Consider the following 19,111-nt stretch of genomic DNA (forward strand, 5'->3'; position numbering starts at 1 on the left):
CAGAGTAGCAGCACGAGGGTCGGGAGCCTTGTCCCGGTTATTCACAGGGAAGGACCAACAATATCGCTGGCGAAGGCTGAGATGGACAAGTTGGATAGTTCCGAGTGAGCGCAGTGATGGAAGACGAGGAAGAAGACGACGAGGACGGCGTCGATTTGTTCGAGGCATATTTCGACGTGAGGGATCGTGCGGTCGCGGTCCACGAGGCCGGTCACGCCGTCGTCGCGCGCGCGCTTGGTGCCGAGGTCTTGTTCGTGGAGATCGATTTGACAACCGGCGACGGCAGGTCGCATTCTCAAAACTTCGTCGAGCGCGTCAATAACCTTGCGGTCTGCGTTGCAGGCTGCAGAGCCGAGCACGCTTTCGACGCGCGGTCATCGCGAAGAACCAAGATCAGCGACTTCAGGAAGATGCGGAAAATGCTGTCGGAGTTGCCTGAAGCCGATAGGCGTGCCGCGCGTGCGGAAGGCTACCGGCTTGCCGAGGCGATGCTGAGAGAGCACGCGGCCAAGGTGCAACGACTCGCAGACTTACTAATGGCGCGGCGATGGAAAGACGGAACCGATACGGTTCGCATTGAACGTGACGAACTGAATACGGTGTTCGGAGCTGCTCGCGATGAACCAAACTCCAGATGATCCGCCCGAGGGCGGCGAGGTCTTTGGCGACGTTAACCGCCTCCAGAGTTTTCTGACGCATCTGGACGAGCGTGGCCTCATTCTTTCTCTAGCCTCCTTCGCAGAAGATGCCTTGGGAGACCTGATTAGGGCATTCTTACTTCCCGGCGCGTCCGCAACGCAATTGCTCGATGGTTTCAATGCCCCGATTGGAACATTTTCAACGCGCATCAAAATGGCCTATTCGCTAGGCCTAGTTACAAAGCGTCAATACGAAGACCTTGATCGGCTACGACGAATCCGGAACGAGTTCGCACACAATTGGGAGCCCATCTCGTTCGCAGATCAGAAGATCGCCGCCCACATCTCAGCGCTGCACTTTAGTACTTTGGACGACGACTTTCCGTCGTCTCCGCAAGAGAAGGTACGCAAGTCGTTTGGAGCGCTATTGGTGGAGCTGCGATCTACAACTCATCAAATCAACAAGCACGGTCGTCGCGCCAAGCTCATTGGGACGCATTTGATCGGTGGAGTCACGGGTGAGCTGGATGACCAAATCGCCGCATGTCGAACGCGACTGACAGAACTCGCGGAAGAGCTGAAGTCAGCTTCTGGCGACCATCGGCGTTTTCTTCTCACTGTGCGCCGAAACTGGGCGAGCAAACTTGAGATAGTTCGGCTAAATGCCCCGAGAGAGCGGCAGGCCGAAATCAGGCGCGTGCAGGATGAATTGCAGGCAGGGTGTCTTTAGGCGCGACACCATGCTCTCGCGCCGAAACGACGCATCTCGTAAGCGGAATTTCGATTTTTTACACTGGCCGTACACTCGGATGTGGACCGACTGATATTGTTCGGTTATTTCCGCTGTTGACTTTCCCACAAGGGGAGAAGGAAGAATCACACCGTCAGCCGCACGCCATCATGGCCGCTGATCGCAAGCGTCATCACCTTGCCCGGTGCTTCGCCCGATATCGCAACCGGCAGAAAATGCTCGGTGCGTCCCTGCGTCGCGCCTTCGATCAGCACCTGACGCGTCGCGCCGATTTCCGACGCCAGCCGCCGCTGCAACGCCGCCTCGCCTACGGCGCGCAATCGCTTCGCCCGCACCTTGATCACCTCACCCGCGACCTGCGGCATCCGCGCGGCCGGCGTGCCAGGACGCCTGGAGTAGGGGAACACGTGCAGGAAGGTGAGATCGCATTCCTCGACGAGATCCTGCGACCGCACGAACATCTCCTCAGTCTCGGTCGGAAAACCCGCAATGATATCGGCACCGAACGTGATGTCCGGGCGCAATCGCCGCACCTGCCTGCAGAATTCGATTGCGTCTTTGCGCGAATGCCGCCGCTTCATCCGCTTCAAGATGAGATCGTCGCCGGACTGCAGCGACAGGTGTAGATGCGGCATCAACCGCTCATCCTCAGCAATGACGTCGAGCAGATAACGGTCGGCCTCGATGGAATCGATCGACGAAATCCGCAGGCGCTTCAGTTCCGGCACATGCCGCAGGATTTGCCGAGTCAATTGCCCGAGCTTCGGCGTACCCGGCAGGTCGGCGCCGTAGCTCGTCAAGTCCACGCCCGTGAGCACAATCTCGGTATGGCCGCGTTCGGTGAGCGCACGCACCTGATCCACTACCGCCCCCATCGGCACCGAACGCGAATTGCCGCGGCCGTAGGGGATGATGCAGAAGGTGCAGCGATGGTCGCAGCCGTTCTGCACCTGCACGAAGACGCGCGGCAGACCGGCCTTGAACCCGTCAAGCAGATGCGGCGCCATCTCCTTGACCGCCATGATATCGGCGACCGCGATCTTTTCGCTGGTCCCGACGCCAAAGCCCAAGTCGAAGGCCGCGCGCGCATCGCGCCAGGCTTCGCCCCGCATCTTGTCGTCATTGCCGACGACGCGATCGACCTCGGCCATTTCGGCAAACATTTCTGCCTGCGTCTGCGCCGCACAGCCGGTGACGACGATGCGCACATCCGGCCGCTCGCGCTTCAGCCGTCGGATCGACTGCCGCGCCTGCGCCACCGCCTCGTTGGTCACCGCGCAGCTATTGATGACGACGGTATCGGAAAGTCCGGCGCGCTCCGCCTCGCTGGCGATCACCTCGGATTCGAAGGCGTTGAGGCGGCAGCCAAACGTGAGGACGTCGACGCTCATTGTTCTCAGGCGACGCTGGCGAACAGCGCCGGATCGAAGCGGCCTTCATACTCGAAATCGGCGGTGCCGGTCATCAGCACGTGGTCGTCGCGCTCGCGCCATTCGATTGCGAGCTTGCCGCCGGGCAGCGTGATCTCGACCGAGCGATTGGCGCGCTTTAGCCGGGCGGCGGCGACCGCGGTGGCGCAAGCGGCCGAGCCGCAGGCCCTGGTCAAGCCGACGCCGCGCTCCCAGGTGCGGATCGTGATGCGGTCGCGATCGACGATATGGGCGAGCGTGATGTTGGCGCGCTCGGGGAAGATCGGATGGTTTTCCAGAAGCGGCCCGAAGCGCTCGAGGTCATGGGCGTTGATGTCGTCGACCCAGAAGATCGCATGCGGATTGCCCATCGAGACTACCGACGGCGAATGCAGCACCGGCGCATCGATCGGCCCAACCTGCAATTCGATATAGCGGGTGTCACGAAATTCCTCGGCCAGCGGAATATCCTGCCAGCCGAACTTCGGCGCCCCCATGTCGACGGTGTAGAGGTCGGGCGCCGGGCCCTGCCAGCAATTCAACAGCCCGGCACGGGTCTCAAACGTCACCGAGGTCTGGCCGGTCTTCTCGAACAGGCGGCGCACCACGCAACGCATGCCGTTGCCGCAGGCGCCGGCCTCCGAGCCGTCATTGTTGTAGATGCGGATAAAGGCCTCGGTGCCCGCGAGCCGCGGCGGCTGCAATACCATCAACTGGTCATAGGGCACGCCCGCCGGCGAAGCCACGGCGCGGGCGTCTTCCGGCGTCACGGCGGCGGCCTTCGAGCCAGCCTTGGAATCGCGCAGGTCGACCACGACGATTTCGTTGCCGATGCCGTTCATTTTGGCAAATGCGTGGTTGGCCAGCGCGCTCATGGAATTTCCCAATTTATGCCTGCCTTATATGGCGAATGATGGCGCGTTGACCAGTGCAAGGGCCTATGACGCATCTGTCATGGGACGAAAACCGACCTTGCGTGTTAGGAATAGCGCCCATCCTGGCGGGCGCGGACCGGGACATGCCGCCGCCAGGTGGGGTGGATGGAGAATACCTGAAATGAACCGTATCAGCACTTTCCGTGCGGCCGTGGCCGTGCTCGCCATGGTTGCGCTTGGCGGGGTCGCACTGGCGCAATCGCCGGCGCCCGCAGCCCCTCCGGCCGCAAACCCGGCGACGCCCAGCCCCGCACCATCGGCGGTGCCGGTCCCGCCGCCGGCCGAAACCAAGTCCCCGGCGGATGTCCCGACCGCAGAGAAACCCCCGACGCCCGTACCCCCGCCGCCAGCCGCCAACGTCCAGAACGCCGACCCATTCGGCGAAGAGTTCACGCTGGAGCCCAGGAAGGTGGTGGTGATGAAGGGCACCGCCAACTGGGATGCGGCGTTCGACACCCTGATCGATTCGTTCAAGGCGCTGACCGCCCTGCTCGACAAGCAGGGCATCAAGGCATCTGGCAATTCGATGATCGTCTACACCTCGACCGACGATACCGGTTTTACGTATCTGGCGCAGATTCCGGTCGACCAGGACGTCAAGAACCTGACCAAGGACATCAGCATGGGCAAGTCGCCCGAGGGCAAGGCGCTGAAGTTCGTCCATCGCGGATCCTACGACAACATGGACAACACCTATGAGGCGATCACCAACCACCTCGACGACAAGAAACTGGAGGCCAAAGACACCTTCATCGAGGAATACATCACCGATCCGCTGAAGACGGCGGAGGACAAGCTGGTCATCAACGTCTATGTGCCGCTGAGGTAACCGGCATGAAACATCCGCTTGCCCTTGCCGTCGTTGCCGCTACGTGGCTCGCCGCGCCCGCGCTGGCGCAGATGGCGCCGCCGCCTGCGATCTCCGTGACCGGCGAGGCGAACGTATCGGTAGCTCCCGACCAGGCCCAGATCGACGGCGGCGTAACGTCGGACGCCAAGACCGCGCGCGAGGCGTCGGAGGCCAACAATGCGGCGATGGGCAAGGTGCTGCTGGCGCTGAAGGGCGCCGGCATCGAAGAGAAGGATTACCAGACGTCGCGGCTGTCGCTACAGCCGCAATTTGCGCCAAATCGCGCCGGCCCCTCGCCCATCGTCGGCTATCGCGCCAGCAACCGCGTTACGGTCAAGATCCGCGACGTGACCAAAGTGGCGAACGTGATCGACGTGCTGGTCGGTGCCGGCGCCAATGACATCGGCGGCATCCACTTCAGCGTGACGCAGGCATCCAAATATCTCGACGAGGCCCGCGAGAAGGCGGTCGCGGATGCCCGCCGCAAGGCGGAGATTTACGCCAAGGCTGCCAGCGTAACGCTTGGCGACGCCATCAGCATTACCGAGGAAGGCGCCCCCGTGCCGCTACATCGCGGCAAGATGGCAGCCCCGATGGCCGCCGGCGCACCGGTGGCACAAGGCGAAGAGACGCTGTCGGTGACGGTCAGCGTCTCCTGGGCGATCAAGGCAAAAGAACAGTAATTTCCGTCGTCCCTGCGTTCGCAGGGCCGACGAGAGGTTAGACCTCATAAACCTGCCCCGGCTTCAGCGCGCAGAACCGCTCCGGCGGAATCTTCGCTTCCTTGAGCGCGTCGGCCAATGCATTGACCGGCGCGTCGATCGCCTCATCGGTCAGTTGGAACGTGCCGTGATGATGCGCGAGCGCTTGTTCGGCGCCACAATCGGCGAACGCCTTCACCGCGTCCGCCGGATTCATGTGCTGATCCTTCATGAACCAGCGCGGCTCATAGGCGCCGATCGGTAATATCGCCAGCCGCAGCGGGCCGTGCTGCTCGGCCACGCGGCGAAAATGCGTGCCCTCGCCATACCCGGAGTCGCAGACGATGTAGAGTTTGCCGGCCGGCGTCTCCAGGACAAAACTCGCCCACAGCGCCTTGTTGCGGTCGAACAGGCCGCGCGCCGACCAGTGCCGCGTCGGCACCAGCGTCACCGCGATGCCGTTGCCGAGGTCGACGCGATCCTCCCAGTCGAACGCCTCCGCTTTGATGGCCGCATCCGCATCGCGCATCGTGATGTCGTTGCCGAGCGGCGTGATCACGCGCGGCGAAAACTTTTCCGAAAGTTTTGATAGCGTGGCGATGTCGAGATGGTCGTAATGGCCGTGCGAGACCAGCACCACGTCGATCTTCGGCAGCGCGTCGAAGGCGACGCCGGGATCGTTGTGCCGGTGCGGCCCGGCCCATGAAACCGGCGAGGCCCGCGTCGACCATACGGGATCGACGAGAATGTTGAGATCCCGCGTCTGGATCAGCCAGGAGACGTGGCCGACGAAGGACAGCCGCACCTTGTCGCCGGAAACACGCGGCGGCGGCGTATCGCTGTGCGCATTCGGCACCCAATCCGGCCAGCTCGCGCGCTTGCGGTCCGTGCCGAACTGCCAACGCAGCACCTCCGCCAATGATTTTGGCGGCACGCCGTCGGGATCGAAGAAGCGCATGCCATCGAAATGATCGGAGACGGGACCCTCATAGGTTTTCATATTGCTGATCCAGACAGACGGCACGCCGACGGCCGTGGCGGCGCCGGCAAAGAATCCCAGAAGGCGGCGGCGGGTGATTGGCACGGGGCGGGTCAGGAAACGCGGGCGACGATAGACATGGGGCGTTATATGGAGGGTGCAGGCTCAACTTGAAACTGCGGCAAAAAGGGAGCTGACGCATCGGTCGGCCTCACGTCTAAAAAAGGAAGCTGCATCAAAGTCTTATGCTACATCCCGTGGGCGTTTTGGTCTAGTTTCTCCTTGACTTTCGCCCCTTCCGGGCGTTTAACCCGCCCACTTTCTCGGAAAGACGTTCTTTTCGACCCGCCGCCCGGCCCATGAGACCGGAGGCCAACGCCCGACAGCGCGATGCGCCCTCGGGCGCGAAAGTGTTTGGAATATCGTTTTGGCGTTTGGCGCCGGGACATATCTAGGTCGTCATATCCCGCGAAAGCGGGGTATCCAGTACGCCGCGGCTTCTCGGTTCGAAACGAGCTGCTCTGGAATACTGGTTCACCCGCTTTCGCGGGTGATGACAGTGGTGGATGGATCGACGCAGCGCCTGCAAGGGCAGCAACAGGACAACGGCATTGTTCGACAATCTGTCGGAAAAGCTTGGTGGGATACTCGATCGGCTGACGGGCCGCGGTTCGCTGTCGGAAGCCGACGTTGACGCCGCGATGCGCGAGGTGCGCCGCGCGCTCTTGGAAGCCGACGTTGCGCTCGAGGTGGTCAGAAGCTTCACCGAGCGCGTCCGCGAGCAGGCGGTCGGCGCCACCGTCGTCAAGTCGGTCACGCCCGGCCAGATGGTGGTCAAGATCGTCCACGACGAACTGATCGCCACCCTTGGCGCGGACGGTCAGACCATCGATCTCAATGCGGTGCCGCCGGTCGCCATCATGATGGTCGGCCTGCAGGGCTCCGGCAAAACCACCACCACCGCAAAACTCGCCCGCCGCATGACCCAGCGCGACAAGCGCAAGGTGCTGATGGCCTCGCTCGATATCTACCGCCCGGCGGCGATGGAGCAATTGGCCGTGCTGGGGCGTGACCTCGACATTCCGACGCTGCCGATCGTGACGGGGCAAAAGCCGGCGCAAATTGCCAAACGCGCACTCGAAGCCGGCAAGCTCGGCGGCTACGACGTGGTGCTGCTCGACACCGCAGGCCGCACCACGCTCGACGAAGAGATGATGAGCGAGGCAGCCGAGATCAAAGCCACGGCCAATCCGCATGAAGTGCTGCTGGTCGCGGATTCCCTGACCGGCCAGGACGCGGTCAACCTCGCGCGGTCGTTCGATCAGCGCGTCGGCCTGACCGGCATTGTGCTGACGCGCGTCGATGGCGACGGCCGCGGCGGCGCCGCGCTCTCGATGCGCGCGGTGACCGGCAAGCCGATCAAGCTGATCGGCACCGGCGAAAAGACCGATGCACTGGAAGATTTTCACCCGAGCCGCATCGCCGGCCGCATCCTCGGCATGGGCGACGTGGTGTCGCTGGTCGAACGGGCGGCCGCGAACATCGACGCCGAAAAGGCTGCGCGCACCGCCGAACGGATGCGCAAGGGTCAGTTCGACCTCAACGACATGCGCGAGCAGTTGCTGCAGATGGCGAACATGGGCGGCATCAGCGGCTTGATGGGCATGATGCCCGGTATCGCCAAGATGAAGAACCAGATTGCGGCTGCCGGGATCGACGACAAGATCCTCAAGCGCCAGGTCGCGATCATCGATTCGATGACGCGGGCCGAGCGCAAGAACCCGGACATTCTGAAAGCCAGCCGCAAGAAGCGCATCGCCGCCGGCGCCGGCCAGAATGTCGAGCAGGTCAACAAGCTCCTGAAGATGCACCGGAACATGGCCGACATGATGAAGGCGATGGGTTCGGGCAAGCGTGGTCCGCTCGCCGGCATCGCGCAGGCGATGGGTTTTGGCGGCGGCATGAAGCCGCCCTCGCCGGAAGAGATGAAGGCGCTGGCGGACAAGATGCAGGGCGGCGCTGGTCCGGGCGGCCTGCCGAATTTGCCGAAGGATCTTCCCGCCGGCCTGCGTCAGGGATTGCCGAATCTGCCGGGACTTACCGGGCTGAGCGGCAAGCCGACACTGCCGGGCCTCGGCGGCTTTCCAGGAAAGAAGAAATGAGGACACCGTCATTGCGAGCCAACGGGTCCGGCCTTCGGCCGGCCCGATGACAGGCTCCGCGAAGCAATCCATCGATCCGCGAAAAGAAGAATGGATTGCCGCGTCGCTTCGCTCCTCGCAATGACGAACTAAACAACTACCAGGCTTTCAATTAAACCCACACTCAGGAGAACTAAATGTCAGTCGTTATCCGCCTTGCTCGCGCAGGCACCAAGAAGCGCCCGGTCTATCACGTCGTCGTCGCCGACTCGCGCTTTCCCCGCGACGGCCGCTTCATCGAGCGTCTCGGCTATTTCAATCCGCTGCTGCCGAAGGACAATGAATCGCGCCTGAAGCTCGACATGGACAAGGTGAAGTCCTGGCTCGCCAAGGGCGCGCAGCCGTCGGACCGCGTGACGCGCTTCCTGGATGCGGCCGGTGTCGTCAAGCGCGCGCCTCGCAACAACCCGGAAAAGGCCGTGCCGCGCAAGGAGCGCAAGGCCGCCGAAGCCGCCGCGAAGGCGTAAGGCGTAGCGGCGCACGACGGTGAAAACACCGATTTGCGTCGCCCGTATCGGCGCCGCGCATGGCGTGCGCGGCGCGGTGAAACTGTGGACGTTCACCGAGGATCCGCTGGCCGTAAGGCATTACGGCCCGCTGATGACCAAAGACGGCGCGCGCCAGTTCGAGGTGACGCATGTCCGCGAGGCCAAGGATCATCTGGTGGCGACGCTGAAGGGCATCACCACCCGCGAGGACGCCGAACGGCTCAACGGGCTCGAGCTCTATATCGCCCGCGACAAATTGCCTGAGACCGACGAGGACGAGTACTATCACGCCGACCTGATCGGGCTTGCGGCGGTCAACGCCGCCGGCGAGCGGCTCGGCCGCGTGATTGCGATCCATAATTTTGGCGCCGGCGACATTATCGAAATCGCGCCGGACAAGGGCGCGACCATACTGCTGCCGTTCACCAATGCGGTGGTGCCGACAGTCGACCTCGCCAGCAGCCGCGTGGTGATCGAACTGCCGCAGGAAATCGAAGGCGACGACGCCCCGACGCTCACGTGATGGGTTTTGTATGATCTGGCGCGCCACGGTTCTCACGCTCTTCCCCGAGATGTTTCCCGGACCGCTCGGCGTCAGCCTGGCGGGCAAGGCGCTGGGGTCTGGCGTGTGGGCGCTTGAGACGCGCGATATCCGGGCTTCGACGACCGACAAGCATCGCAGCGTCGACGATACACCGGCCGGCGGCGGCCCAGGCATGGTGCTGCGGGCCGACGTGCTGGCCGCGGCGATCGACGCCGCGGAGATCGCTCCCGATCGGCAGCGCCTTCTGATGAGCCCGCGGGGTCGGCCATTGACCCAGTCCATGGTTGCCGAACTGGCAGCGGGGCCTGGCCCCCTGATCGTCTGCGGCCGGTTCGAAGGCGTCGACCAGCGGGTCATCGAGGCCCGGAACCTCGAAGAGGTCTCGGTCGGCGACTACGTGCTGTCAGGGGGTGAGATCGCCGCGATGGCCCTCATTGACGCCTGCGTACGGCTGTTGCCGGGGGTGATGGGCAAGCAGGCCTCGGGCGTAGACGAAAGCTTTTCCGAGGGACTACTGGAATACCCCCAATACACCCGCCCGCAGGAGTTCGAGGGCCGGACGATCCCGGAAGTCCTCGTCTCCGGCGACCACGCCAAAGTGGCGGCCTGGCGGAGGGCCGAGGCCGAAGCCCTGACCCGGGCGCGCCGACCGGATTTGTGGGCGGCGAGGGGCGGCCAAAAAGGCACAAAAAGCACGACAGACGGGTGACAAGCGCGGTCCGATGCCTTATACGGGCGCCAAATCCGCACACGCGCAGGATAGATGGACGTTTGCGCAGCCCCCGAAAGGCTGGGCGCGCCGCCGATGGAGATTTCAATGAACCTCATTCAACAGCTCGAAAAAGAGCAATTCGAAAAACTGTCGGCGACCAAGTCGATCCCGGAATTCGGCCCCGGCGATACCGTGATCGTCAACGTCAAGGTGGTCGAAGGCGAGCGCACCCGCGTGCAGGCCTATGAAGGCGTCTGCATCGGCCGTTCCGGTGGCGGGCTCAACGAGAGCTTCACCGTCCGCAAGATTTCCTACGGTGAAGGCGTCGAGCGCGTGTTCCCGGTGATGTCGCCGATGATCGACTCGATCAAGGTGGTGCGCCGCGGCAAGGTGCGCCGCGCCAAGCTGTATTACCTGCGCAGCCTGCGCGGCAAGTCGGCCCGCATCGTCGAGAAGCAGGATCGCGCCGCCGCCGTCGGCGAGTAATTCGTCCCGGACGGGATGTGACGAAAAGGCGCGGGGTTTGGCCCCGCGCTTTTTTGTTGCGGCCCTCGTCATTGCGAGAAGCCAACGGGTCGCGCCAATGCGCGCCCCGTTGGCTTCTCGCAATGACGGCTGGTTACAAACGCATATCGCGCTTGGATACCTCATGTGCTATGAGGCTGGAATGGTTCTAGATCGTACCAGCGCCGCCTTCGGCACCGCCCCGCGAATCGTCATCGACGATCGCTCGCGCCTGCCCGGCCGCTTTTTCGGACGGTTCGCGACGTCGGCCACGTCCGAGCTTGCGCGCGCGGCTTGACGCTGCGCTGACGTCCGCTGCTTGCGCATTTGCGCTTGACCGCTCACACAGAAATTCTTTTTGGAGCTTACGCTCATGTCCAAACCGACCACGCTGTACGACAAGATCTGGAACGACCATCTGGTGCACGAAGCCGAAGACGGCACCTGCCTGCTCTATATCGACCGCCATCTGGTGCATGAAGTGACCTCGCCGCAGGCGTTCGAAGGCCTGCGCGCGACGGGACGCAAGGTTCACGCGCCGGAGAAGACGCTCGCCGTCGTCGATCACAACGTTCCGACCACCGACCGCACAAAACCCAATCCCGATCCTGAAAGCGCCGAGCAGATCAAGGCGCTGGCTGAGAACGCCAGGGAATTCGGCATCGAATATTACAACGAGTTCGACAAGCGCCAGGGCATCGTGCACGTGATCGGTCCCGAGCAGGGCTTTACCCTGCCCGGCACCACCATCGTCTGCGGCGACAGCCACACCTCGACCCACGGCGCTTTCGGCGCGCTGGCGCACGGCATCGGCACCTCGGAAGTCGAGCACGTGCTGGCGACGCAGACGCTGATCCAGAAGAAGGCGAAGAACATGCGCGCGGTGGTCGACGGCAAGTTACCCGACGGCGTCACCGGCAAGGATATCATCCTGGCAATCATCGGCGAGATCGGCACCGCCGGCGGCACCGGCTACGTGCTGGAATATGCCGGCGATGCGATCCGCGCGCTGACGATGGAAGGCCGCATGACGGTCTGCAACATGTCGATCGAAGGCGGCGCCCGCGCCGGCCTGGTCGCGCCGGACGAGAAGGCGTTCGAGTTCCTGAAAGGCCGCCCGAAATCGCCGACGGGCGCCGATTGGGATGCCGCGATGCGCTATTGGGAAAAGCTGCGTTCCGACGAGAGCGCGCATTTCGATCACGAGATCCGGCTGGATGCGGCGAAGCTGCCGCCGATCGTGACCTGGGGCACCTCGCCCGAGGACGTGGTGTCGATCTCGGGCTTCGTGCCCGATCCCGACAAGATCGAGGACGAGGCCAAGCGGCTTTCGAAACATCGCGCGCTGAAATATATGGGCCTGACCGCGGGCACCAAGATCACCGACATCAAGCTTGACCGCGTCTTCATCGGCTCCTGCACCAACGGCCGCATCGAGGATCTGCGCGCAGCCGCAAAGATCGCCGAGGGCAAGACGGTCAACGCCAACGTCAACGCGATGATCGTGCCGGGCTCCGGCATCGTGAAGGATCAGGCGGAAGCCGAAGGCCTCGACAAGATCTTCATCAAGGCGGGCTTTGAGTGGCGCGAGCCGGGCTGCTCGATGTGTCTTGCCATGAACCCGGACAAGCTGGCGCCGGAAGAGCGCTGCGCCTCGACCTCGAACCGCAATTTCGAGGGCCGCCAGGGTTTCAAGGGCCGCACCCACCTGGTGTCGCCCGCGATGGCCGCGGCTGCGGCGATTGCCGGGCACTTCGTTGACATCAGGGAATGGCGTTAACGCTTCCTTTGTTTAGATAGCGAGACGTTCCGGAAACGCCGCGTTAACAGGCAAAGCGCACACTGGTCCCTTGCGAGGCGCTTCGCGAGGGACTTTGGCCGTGACCGACAAGTCTGAATTCGTCGATATGATCAGCGAGGCCACGCGGCAGGTGAGGCGCCGCACGACGCCGCGCATCGTCGACCTGCAGCCGGTCGCCACCAGGGAAGCTTCGCGCCTCAGCCACTGGCCGCCGGAACACTGGCAGCAATGGCGGATGGAGAAGCTCACGCCGTGGAAGATCAAGCCTTGGGAAGGCAAGGACTGGTAGTCCGCAGCATTCCCTGCCGTTCGAGAATACAGGCACCCGATTGGGGCGCCTGTTTCGCTTTTGCTCTCACCAGTAACCGTAGTAGCCGGCGCGCCAGTAAGGCCGATACCAAGGTCTGCAGATCCTGCGCGGCCCGTAATAGGTCCAAATCACGCGGCAACGGCGCGGATAATAGTAGGCCGGATACGTGTAGTAGGCCGGCGCGTAGTAGAATCGACGATGGAAGTGACGCCGGTGGCCGAAGTGAGGCCGATGGAAGACGTGAGGCCGGTGGAACGCATGACGATGTACGAAGCGGTGTCCGCCGCCATGGAAGACGGGCCCCCTGCGAAACCCGCCGCCATGAAAGGCGGGGCCTGCGCGAAAGCCGCCACCGCGGTGAATTGCCATGCCACCGCCCCTGAACCCACCGCCGTGAAAGGCCGCGCCGCCTCCACGGAAGCCGCCACCATGAAATGCCGCTCCGCCGCCGCGGAAGCCGCCGCCTCCACCGCCGCGAAAGCCGCCGCCGTGGAAACCGCCACCACCGCCGCCGCCGCGAAAGCCGGCGCCGCCCATCCCACCGCGGTGTTGAACCTCGGTCGTCAGTCCGTCCGTTGCGTATTTCGCTGACGGCGCCGTGCCGGGGGTCGCTAGCGAAAGCGCCTCGGCGCGCTGTTGCGAGGCCGCTGCAAGCGCGAATACCGCCGCAGCCGTAACGCCCAGACAGCGGACAAGGCCGCGTCCGGGATCGGATGTTGTCATGGATTTATCCTCCCTAACCGGCGACGGCGCCTCGGGCCGCACTGCGGTTGGCTCCGTCGCATCCCTTTGCGATCGCTCCCAACGTTACGCTAAAGACAGGCACGTGAACGCGCCATGAATGCCCACCTCAAAGATGAATGCGCAGGAACGAGCGCTGAAGAGATCTTGTTTGCGGCGCACGGAAGTTGTGCACGCTCCCTACCAGAACGGCCCGAACCCGATGCCGAAGGTGAACGGCGCCGGCACGTGGTAGGGATATGGCCGATAGTAGACGGGCCGCGCGTAATAATGGGGCCGGTAGTCGTAAGGGCGATAATACGGACGATAATATCCGTAGTGACGATAGTAGCGCCGGTGCGCGCTGAAATCGGTGGAGTCGGATGTGCGGGCACTTTGCGCTCTTGCCTGCGCCGCGGCGCTATCGATCGCTCCTGGCCCGGCGATCGCGAACGCGCTAGCGACGAGGGCCGCAGAGATCAAGCTCCTCATCATGGACTCCCTTGCGGATGCTGATGTCTGAGATAACGGACGGCAATCTCGCCAGTTTCAAGGCGACCGCCGAAGTCGAAACAGGCCCGCGATGAAGCGGGCCTGTTTGGCATCTGCGCCAAGCTGTCGCACTCACCACCGGTGCCAATGACGATGATGGTGGTGATGATGGCGATGATGGTGATGGTGCCAGCGATGCCACCGATGATGATGGTGGTGGTAGCGGTGATGTCGCCAATGCACTTCCGTCGTCGCCAACCTGGCATCGTCCTGAACCGCCGCGGCGGCGCCGGGATTGCTGAGCGACAGCGCATTGGCACGCTCGGCCGGAGCGGCAAGCGCCAGCAAGGCGCCAATGGCGGCAAGCCCAAAAACCTTCACTACCTGCATATCCAGTCTCCTCGGGTCGTCGGATGCACGTCTGCGCCGAATGGCTTGCATCAACTAACGGCATCGCCGCGACACGCGCGCAGACTGAAGCACGTGACTTGAATGAGGTGTGAATGACTGCGCCATCAACATGAAGAATGCGCCACGAACATGAACGGATGCTGCTTGCCGCAATCTCGCGAGCACAGTCTGTTCAGGCCGACGTCTGCAACATCAACAACGTCTGTCCACAGAGCCCGACTCGGCGCCTGTCGCAAAAATGCTCGACAGATAACTCGACAGATAAATAGAGAGGGAACGATCTAGCCCGGCCGCCACCAGCAGTTCATGCGCGGGGTGATTACCGTGCCGCTCGGCCGGTACTCCTGCACGTAATGCGCGGTGCAATCGCGCACGGCGTTGGGGCCGGGGTTGTAGCGCGGATAGACACTGGGAGCCCACGGCTCGCTGCGATAGATCGGCACGCGCCGCAGCGGGCGCCGGCGCTGGGCGGAAACATCCGTGACGATCGGCTGCGGCGCCTGCGCGATCCGCAACGCTGATGATGCCGTCTGCGTCTCCGCAGCCGCCACGTCAGGGAGCAAAAGCCCGGCCAAGGCAGCCGATATGGCGACCGTCACAATCCGCTTCATTGAAGTCCACCCAAAACTGATCCCCCGGCACGGTCACCGATCGGCGCGTCAAAATCAACTCGCAAAACTAGTATGCGCCTAGGCATAACACACGCTAAATACGACGTGATGTGGACCGAAGCAAAAGCCCCCTCGCTCGCCGAAATGGAAGCCATGGCGCATGAGGTATTCGAGCGCCTGCCAAAAACGTTTCGAACCCTGTGCCATGGCGTGATCATCCGCGTCGACGACTTTCCGACCGACGAGGTGCTGGACGAGATGCAGGCGCAGAGCGAGTTCGACCTGCTCGGCCTGTTCCAGGGCGTCGGCCTGCCGCAGCAGAGCAACCAGGACATAGCCCGCCTTCCCAACATGATCTGGCTCTACCGCCGCCCGATCCTCGACTACTGGGCCGAGCATGAGGAAACGCTGGGCCATATCGTCCGCCACGTCCTGATCCACGAGATCGGGCACCATTTCGGGCTGTCGGACGCCGATATGGAGGCGATCGAGGCCGCCGCAGACTAGGTCGGTTCGCGCCAAAACAGGCGGCCTATGCGCAAATTGGCCTTTTGCCGGGGCCATATTCGCGATAAATCACTGGCCGTCCCACCTTTTCAACCGGGAAGTGCGATCGATGGAAAAGTTCTCCACACTGGAAGGCGTCGCGGCGCCCCTGAAGATCATCAATGTCGACACCGACATGATCATCCCGAAACAGTACCTGAAGACCATCAAGCGCACCGGCCTCGGCAAGGGCCTTTTCTCGGAACAGCGCTACAAGGATGATGGCAGCGAGAACCCGGATTTCGTGCTCAACCAGCCGGCCTATCGCAACGCCAAGGTGCTGGTCGCCGGTGACAATTTCGGCTGCGGCTCGAGCCGCGAGCATGCGCCGTGGGCACTGCTCGATTTCGGCATCCGCTGCGTGATCTCGACCTCGTTCGGCGACATCTTCTACAACAACTGCTTCAAGAACGGCATTCTGCCGATCCGCGTCAGCCAGGAAGACCTCGACAAGCTGTTCGACGATGCCGAGCGCGGGGCGAATGCCACGCTGACCATCGATCTCGCCAACCAGGAAATCCGCGGCCCCGACGGCGGCAAGGTGAAATTCGAGATCGATCCGTTCCGCAAGCACTGCCTGATGAACGGCCTCGACGACATCGGCCTGACCATGGAGAAGAAATCGTCGATCGACGATTACGAGGCGAAGCTGAAGAAAGAGCGCGCCTGGGCGTGATCGTGTTACCTGATCCTGTTACGAGAGCCCCGACCAGATCGGGGCTCTTTCGTTGAGCGGAGGCGGCGCGGATGCGGCCTGACGTCGTCACCTTCTGGCACGGCCCGCTCGACGGGCTGCGGCTGACCTGCCTCAGGTCGCAGGTCGCCGCCGGCCACAAGGTCACCGTCTACAGTTTCGATCCGTTGCCCGGCCTGCCCGACGGCGTCGGCAACGCCGAAGCGGAAGCGATCCTGCCACATTCCTTTTCCGAGCGGCTGCGCCCGCCCGAGGCTGACGGAAGCTGGCGCGACTGGACCATTTTGCAATTCAGCGATTTCTTCCGCATGCGGCTGATGGCCGAGCGCGCCGGATTGTGGCTCGACGCCGACGTGCTGCTGCTCAAACCGGTCGAGATCGATCCCGCAAAGCCTTACTTCGCGTGGGAACGCCGACGCCAGCTCGGCAACTCGGTGTTGTACCTGCCTGCGAACGATCCGATCGTGCAGGCGTTCAGGGAACTGATGGAGCAGGAGGACCTGACGCCGGATTGGCTGGCGTTGCGCCATCGCCTCACCTTCATGCTGCGCCAGTTACGCCGCCGATCGAGCCGCCTCTCCGACATCCGCGTCGCCATCTACGGCCCGGCTTCGCTCACCGCGCTCGCGCGCCGCTCGAACGCATTGCAGCACGCGCTGCCGAAGCAGTCGTTCTACGCGGTCCACGCCGAACCAAAGCTGTTTTTTGAGCCGACGGATTTTTCAGGCCTGCTCGCCGACCCCGAAATCGTCGGCCTGCACATCTCGCCCAAAGGCCGCGGCGGTGAGAAGCCGATTCCGGGCAGCCTGTATGCATGGGCGGCGGAGAGGTTCGGGGCGCGATACCCTCCCCTGGAGAGGGAGGGTCGACGCTCATGAAATGAGCGGCGGGGTGGGGTGAGGGTCTCTCCACATCCAACGGTGCCCGAATGGAGAGATCACCCCACCCCGTCTCGCATGTCGCTACGCTCATGCGAGCCGACCCTCCCCCTCCAGGGGAGGGTGAGATCGACGCGCCCCCTCTTTGACCCAGCGCAACGACGCCCGCTTCGGCTTGCCCCATCCTTGGTCATTCGAGCTACCAAGGGAGCCGTGCCATGACCGTTCAGGAAAAGCCCTATCCCACCGTCAACCGCATGGTCGATATCTTCGGCGAATGGCTGAAACACCGGCGCGAGCTGCGGGAAATGCGCGAGTTGGACGCCGCCAATTTCGGCCAGATCGCAAGCGATCTGCGGATGTCGTCCGCCGACCTGGAGGCACTGGTCCGCCAGGGGCCGCATGCCGCCGATGAGCTGCCGAAGATGCTGTCCGCGCTCGGCATCGACCATGAAGCGCTGGCCCGCACAGAGCCTCTGGTGCTCCGCGACATGGAGCGCGTCTGCGCCATGTGCATCCACAAGCGCCAATGCGACCGCGATCTCGCCGCCGGCACGGCCGCGGCGCATTACGAGGACTATTGCGCCAACGCGCCGACGATCGACGGGCTCGGCCCACGGGCAAACCAGTAAAGGCCGGGCACCTTTTCTCCTGCCGCGAGTTGACCAAAATGTCGCGCTTCACTTGGCTGCACGTTTTGGTCGCAGTTCTTTGCGCGCTCGCGATCCTGCTAGTGCTGCGGGTACGTAACGCGGGCGGCGCCACGCTGCCTGCAGACAGTATCTCGGCCGGACATCGTCTCGCCGAGGCGTGGTGCAAGGATTGTCATGCCATCGATGCCAAGACCGCAGGCGCCAAGGGCGGTCCGCCGGATTTCGTCGCGATCGCCAACCGGCCATCGACCACGGCGCTGTCGCTGAAAGTGTTCCTCAGACCAGCCACCAACGGATGCCCAATCTGATCATCGCACCCGAACAGGCCGACAATCTTGCAAACTACATCCTGAGCCTGAAACGCGACTAATGCCCCATGTTCGCGATCGCGTCGGCAATCGCGATCGTCCGCCGCGCCATGTCGGCGTGCAGCCGTTCCACCATCCGTCCGTCGAGCTGGATCGCCCCGCGCGAGGCGTTTTCCGGCTTCTCGAACGCTGCAATGATCTTGCGCGCCTGTTCGACCTCCTCGGCCGGCGGCGTGAAGATGGCGTTGCAGGCCTCGATGTGGCTCGGATGGATCAGCGTCTTGCCGTCGAAGCCGAGATCGCGGCCCTGCGCGCATTCGGTCGCAAAGCCGTCGATGTTGCCGATGTCGCTGTAGGGGCCGTCGAGAATTTCCAGTCCGTGCGCGCGCGTCGCCAGGATGCAGTGTGTGATCATCGGAATCATCGCCGCGCGGCCCGGCTGCATCCGGATCCGCGTCTCCCGCGAGATGTCGTTCGGGCCGAACACGAAGCCTGCAAGCCTGGTTTCGGAATCCCTCGCCGCCGCGGCGAGCTTGTCGGCATCAAGCACCGCGCGCGCGGTTTCGATCATGGCCCAGACCCGGATGGACATGTCGGCGTTGATGTCGCTCAGGCGGTTCGCGATGGCGTTGAGATCGGCGACGCTGGAAATCTTGGGAACCAGGATGCCGTCAGGCCGCGCCTTGCCGGCCATGGTGACGTCGTCGACCCACCAGGACGTATCGAGGCTGTTGACCCGGATCAGCACCTCGCGCTTGCCGAATCCGCCGGCCGCAATCGCCTTGGCGATCTGGTCGCGGGCCATTGCCTTGGCATCCGGCGCCACTGAATCCTCGAGGTCGAGAATAATGCCGTCGGCCGGCAGGTTGCGCGCCTTTTCCAGCGCCCGCGCGTTAGATCCCGGCATGAACAACAGGCTGCGGCGCGGACGGATCATGGCTGGTTCCCGGATGGTTTTTCAGGCCTCCGCGATAT

26 protein-coding genes are annotated in these 19,111 nt (G+C 63.4%); 19 read left to right on the plus strand and 7 right to left on the minus strand.

Annotated features, from left to right (window positions below; genetic code table 11):
• Positions 1-41 precede the first annotated feature (41 nt).
• The gene (locus tag LMTR13_RS42080) at positions 42-293 is read right to left on the minus strand and encodes a hypothetical protein (protein WP_210184848.1); all 252 of its coding nucleotides are present in this window, start codon (positions 291-293) and stop codon (positions 42-44) included.
• Between LMTR13_RS42080 and LMTR13_RS37790 the strand changes: the two genes are divergently transcribed.
• Positions 267-638 carry a hypothetical protein gene (locus tag LMTR13_RS37790; protein ID WP_210184849.1) on the plus strand — a complete coding sequence of 124 codons (372 nt, stop codon included), beginning with the start codon at positions 267-269 and terminating at the stop codon, positions 636-638. The two genes, LMTR13_RS42080 and LMTR13_RS37790, sit on opposite strands and share 27 nt — an antisense overlap.
• On the plus strand, positions 619-1,368 hold the full coding sequence (locus LMTR13_RS37795) for an MltR family transcriptional regulator (protein WP_065732172.1): 750 nt from the start codon (positions 619-621) through the stop codon (positions 1,366-1,368). Before LMTR13_RS37790 ends, LMTR13_RS37795 begins: the two co-directional genes overlap by 20 nt.
• A gap of 146 nt (positions 1,369-1,514) precedes the next feature.
• Here LMTR13_RS37795 and mtaB read toward each other — a convergent pair whose 3' ends face one another.
• The gene (gene mtaB / locus LMTR13_RS37800; protein WP_065732173.1) at positions 1,515-2,780 is read right to left on the minus strand and encodes a tRNA (N(6)-L-threonylcarbamoyladenosine(37)-C(2))-methylthiotransferase MtaB; all 1,266 of its coding nucleotides are present in this window, start codon (positions 2,778-2,780) and stop codon (positions 1,515-1,517) included.
• A 5-nt stretch (positions 2,781-2,785) separates the two neighbouring features.
• A complete protein-coding gene (dapF, locus tag LMTR13_RS37805) occupies positions 2,786-3,673 on the minus strand; it encodes a diaminopimelate epimerase (protein ID WP_065732174.1) in 888 nt (295 codons plus the stop codon).
• A 181-nt stretch (positions 3,674-3,854) separates the two neighbouring features.
• Between dapF and LMTR13_RS37810 the strand changes: the two genes are divergently transcribed.
• Positions 3,855-4,562, plus strand: a complete 708-nt coding sequence (locus LMTR13_RS37810; protein WP_065732175.1) for a GyrI-like domain-containing protein — start codon at positions 3,855-3,857, stop codon at positions 4,560-4,562.
• Positions 4,563-4,567: 5 nt separating this feature from the next.
• Positions 4,568-5,266, plus strand: coding sequence for an SIMPL domain-containing protein (locus LMTR13_RS37815; protein WP_065732176.1), 699 nt, complete (start codon positions 4,568-4,570; stop codon positions 5,264-5,266).
• 37 nt (positions 5,267-5,303) lie between these two features.
• Here the strand turns inward: LMTR13_RS37815 and LMTR13_RS37820 are convergent, their stop codons facing one another.
• Positions 5,304-6,368, minus strand: coding sequence for an MBL fold metallo-hydrolase (locus tag LMTR13_RS37820; protein WP_065732177.1), 1,065 nt, complete (start codon positions 6,366-6,368; stop codon positions 5,304-5,306).
• 506 nt (positions 6,369-6,874) lie between these two features.
• Between LMTR13_RS37820 and ffh the strand changes: the two genes are divergently transcribed.
• The 9 genes from ffh to LMTR13_RS43480 all read left to right on the plus strand — a co-directional run bounded on the left by ffh (position 6,875) and on the right by LMTR13_RS43480 (position 13,414).
• On the plus strand, positions 6,875-8,425 hold the full coding sequence (gene ffh, locus LMTR13_RS37825) for a signal recognition particle protein (protein WP_065733310.1): 1,551 nt from the start codon (positions 6,875-6,877) through the stop codon (positions 8,423-8,425).
• 176 nt (positions 8,426-8,601) lie between these two features.
• Positions 8,602-8,931, plus strand: a complete 330-nt coding sequence (gene rpsP, locus LMTR13_RS37830) for a 30S ribosomal protein S16 (protein WP_065732178.1) — start codon at positions 8,602-8,604, stop codon at positions 8,929-8,931.
• Between the two features lie 19 nt (positions 8,932-8,950).
• The gene (gene rimM / locus LMTR13_RS37835; protein WP_065732179.1) at positions 8,951-9,475 is read left to right on the plus strand and encodes a ribosome maturation factor RimM; all 525 of its coding nucleotides are present in this window, start codon (positions 8,951-8,953) and stop codon (positions 9,473-9,475) included.
• Positions 9,476-9,485: 10 nt separating this feature from the next.
• Positions 9,486-10,205, plus strand: a complete 720-nt coding sequence (gene trmD / locus LMTR13_RS37840; protein ID WP_197520977.1) for a tRNA (guanosine(37)-N1)-methyltransferase TrmD — start codon at positions 9,486-9,488, stop codon at positions 10,203-10,205.
• A gap of 108 nt (positions 10,206-10,313) precedes the next feature.
• Positions 10,314-10,694 (plus strand): 50S ribosomal protein L19, encoded by a 381-nt coding sequence (gene rplS / locus LMTR13_RS37845; protein WP_028348467.1) that lies wholly within the window; start codon positions 10,314-10,316, stop codon positions 10,692-10,694.
• A gap of 181 nt (positions 10,695-10,875) precedes the next feature.
• Positions 10,876-11,010, plus strand: a complete 135-nt coding sequence (locus tag LMTR13_RS43210) for a hypothetical protein (protein ID WP_257784723.1) — start codon at positions 10,876-10,878, stop codon at positions 11,008-11,010.
• A gap of 75 nt (positions 11,011-11,085) precedes the next feature.
• Positions 11,086-12,492, plus strand: a complete 1,407-nt coding sequence (gene leuC / locus LMTR13_RS37850; RefSeq protein ID WP_065732180.1) for a 3-isopropylmalate dehydratase large subunit — start codon at positions 11,086-11,088, stop codon at positions 12,490-12,492.
• 100 nt (positions 12,493-12,592) lie between these two features.
• Positions 12,593-12,802 (plus strand): hypothetical protein, encoded by a 210-nt coding sequence (locus LMTR13_RS37855; protein ID WP_065733312.1) that lies wholly within the window; start codon positions 12,593-12,595, stop codon positions 12,800-12,802.
• A gap of 219 nt (positions 12,803-13,021) precedes the next feature.
• Positions 13,022-13,414, plus strand: coding sequence for a hypothetical protein (locus LMTR13_RS43480; protein WP_065732181.1), 393 nt, complete (start codon positions 13,022-13,024; stop codon positions 13,412-13,414).
• 330 nt (positions 13,415-13,744) lie between these two features.
• On the opposite strand, the gene LMTR13_RS37865 is transcribed toward LMTR13_RS43480, so the two are convergent.
• Complete coding sequence (locus tag LMTR13_RS37865) at positions 13,745-14,035, minus strand: hypothetical protein (RefSeq protein ID WP_156795937.1); 291 nt, start codon at positions 14,033-14,035, stop codon at positions 13,745-13,747.
• Positions 14,036-14,182: 147 nt separating this feature from the next.
• Between LMTR13_RS37865 and LMTR13_RS43485 the strand changes: the two genes are divergently transcribed.
• On the plus strand, positions 14,183-14,527 hold the full coding sequence (locus LMTR13_RS43485; protein ID WP_065732183.1) for a hypothetical protein: 345 nt from the start codon (positions 14,183-14,185) through the stop codon (positions 14,525-14,527).
• A 200-nt stretch (positions 14,528-14,727) separates the two neighbouring features.
• Here LMTR13_RS43485 and LMTR13_RS37875 read toward each other — a convergent pair whose 3' ends face one another.
• Entirely contained in the window at positions 14,728-15,057 is a 330-nt protein-coding gene (locus tag LMTR13_RS37875) for a hypothetical protein (protein ID WP_065732184.1), read from the minus strand.
• 108 nt (positions 15,058-15,165) lie between these two features.
• Here LMTR13_RS37875 and LMTR13_RS37880 point away from each other — a divergent pair, with 108 nt between their 5' ends.
• The 5 genes from LMTR13_RS37880 (at position 15,166) to LMTR13_RS37900 (ending at position 18,136) form a co-directional block, all read left to right on the plus strand.
• Entirely contained in the window at positions 15,166-15,564 is a 399-nt protein-coding gene (locus LMTR13_RS37880) for a metallopeptidase family protein (RefSeq protein ID WP_065732185.1), read from the plus strand.
• A gap of 109 nt (positions 15,565-15,673) precedes the next feature.
• Positions 15,674-16,279 (plus strand): 3-isopropylmalate dehydratase small subunit, encoded by a 606-nt coding sequence (leuD, locus tag LMTR13_RS37885; protein ID WP_065732186.1) that lies wholly within the window; start codon positions 15,674-15,676, stop codon positions 16,277-16,279.
• A gap of 71 nt (positions 16,280-16,350) precedes the next feature.
• Complete coding sequence (locus tag LMTR13_RS37890) at positions 16,351-17,175, plus strand: hypothetical protein (RefSeq protein ID WP_065732187.1); 825 nt, start codon at positions 16,351-16,353, stop codon at positions 17,173-17,175.
• A gap of 218 nt (positions 17,176-17,393) precedes the next feature.
• On the plus strand, positions 17,394-17,807 hold the full coding sequence (locus LMTR13_RS37895; RefSeq protein ID WP_065732188.1) for a hypothetical protein: 414 nt from the start codon (positions 17,394-17,396) through the stop codon (positions 17,805-17,807).
• 38 nt (positions 17,808-17,845) lie between these two features.
• Positions 17,846-18,136: a cytochrome c gene (locus tag LMTR13_RS37900; RefSeq protein ID WP_335622059.1), complete on the plus strand. Its 291-nt coding sequence runs from the start codon at positions 17,846-17,848 to the stop codon at positions 18,134-18,136.
• A gap of 58 nt (positions 18,137-18,194) precedes the next feature.
• Here LMTR13_RS37900 and LMTR13_RS37905 read toward each other — a convergent pair whose 3' ends face one another.
• Complete coding sequence (locus LMTR13_RS37905; protein ID WP_065732189.1) at positions 18,195-19,073, minus strand: HpcH/HpaI aldolase/citrate lyase family protein; 879 nt, start codon at positions 19,071-19,073, stop codon at positions 18,195-18,197.
• Positions 19,074-19,111 lie beyond the last annotated feature (38 nt).

The organism is Bradyrhizobium icense (genome assembly GCF_001693385.1).
In the GTDB taxonomy this organism is placed as follows: Bacteria; Pseudomonadota; Alphaproteobacteria; order Rhizobiales; family Xanthobacteraceae; genus Bradyrhizobium; species Bradyrhizobium icense.

Coding starts and splice junctions, on each gene's coding strand:
- LMTR13_RS42080 (WP_210184848.1), bottom strand. CDS start 293: ATGCGACCTGCCGTCGCCGGTTGTCAAATCGATCTCCACGAACAAGAC.
- LMTR13_RS37795 (WP_065732172.1), top strand. CDS start 619: ATGAACCAAACTCCAGATGATCCGCCCGAGGGCGGCGAGGTCTTTGGC.
- mtaB (WP_065732173.1), bottom strand. CDS start 2,780: ATGAGCGTCGACGTCCTCACGTTTGGCTGCCGCCTCAACGCCTTCGAA.
- dapF (WP_065732174.1), bottom strand. CDS start 3,673: ATGAGCGCGCTGGCCAACCACGCATTTGCCAAAATGAACGGCATCGGC.
- LMTR13_RS37810 (WP_065732175.1), top strand. CDS start 3,855: ATGAACCGTATCAGCACTTTCCGTGCGGCCGTGGCCGTGCTCGCCATG.
- LMTR13_RS37815 (WP_065732176.1), top strand. CDS start 4,568: ATGAAACATCCGCTTGCCCTTGCCGTCGTTGCCGCTACGTGGCTCGCC.
- rpsP (WP_065732178.1), top strand. CDS start 8,602: ATGTCAGTCGTTATCCGCCTTGCTCGCGCAGGCACCAAGAAGCGCCCG.
- trmD (WP_197520977.1), top strand. CDS start 9,486: ATGATCTGGCGCGCCACGGTTCTCACGCTCTTCCCCGAGATGTTTCCC.
- rplS (WP_028348467.1), top strand. CDS start 10,314: ATGAACCTCATTCAACAGCTCGAAAAAGAGCAATTCGAAAAACTGTCG.
- LMTR13_RS43210 (WP_257784723.1), top strand. CDS start 10,876: ATGGTTCTAGATCGTACCAGCGCCGCCTTCGGCACCGCCCCGCGAATC.
- leuC (WP_065732180.1), top strand. CDS start 11,086: ATGTCCAAACCGACCACGCTGTACGACAAGATCTGGAACGACCATCTG.
- LMTR13_RS43480 (WP_065732181.1), top strand. CDS start 13,022: ATGGAAGTGACGCCGGTGGCCGAAGTGAGGCCGATGGAAGACGTGAGG.
- LMTR13_RS37865 (WP_156795937.1), bottom strand. CDS start 14,035: ATGAGGAGCTTGATCTCTGCGGCCCTCGTCGCTAGCGCGTTCGCGATC.
- LMTR13_RS43485 (WP_065732183.1), top strand. CDS start 14,183: ATGACGATGATGGTGGTGATGATGGCGATGATGGTGATGGTGCCAGCG.
- LMTR13_RS37875 (WP_065732184.1), bottom strand. CDS start 15,057: ATGAAGCGGATTGTGACGGTCGCCATATCGGCTGCCTTGGCCGGGCTT.
- LMTR13_RS37880 (WP_065732185.1), top strand. CDS start 15,166: ATGTGGACCGAAGCAAAAGCCCCCTCGCTCGCCGAAATGGAAGCCATG.
- leuD (WP_065732186.1), top strand. CDS start 15,674: ATGGAAAAGTTCTCCACACTGGAAGGCGTCGCGGCGCCCCTGAAGATC.
- LMTR13_RS37890 (WP_065732187.1), top strand. CDS start 16,351: ATGCGGCCTGACGTCGTCACCTTCTGGCACGGCCCGCTCGACGGGCTG.
- LMTR13_RS37895 (WP_065732188.1), top strand. CDS start 17,394: ATGACCGTTCAGGAAAAGCCCTATCCCACCGTCAACCGCATGGTCGAT.
- LMTR13_RS37900 (WP_335622059.1), top strand. CDS start 17,846: ATGTCGCGCTTCACTTGGCTGCACGTTTTGGTCGCAGTTCTTTGCGCG.
- LMTR13_RS37905 (WP_065732189.1), bottom strand. CDS start 19,073: ATGATCCGTCCGCGCCGCAGCCTGTTGTTCATGCCGGGATCTAACGCG.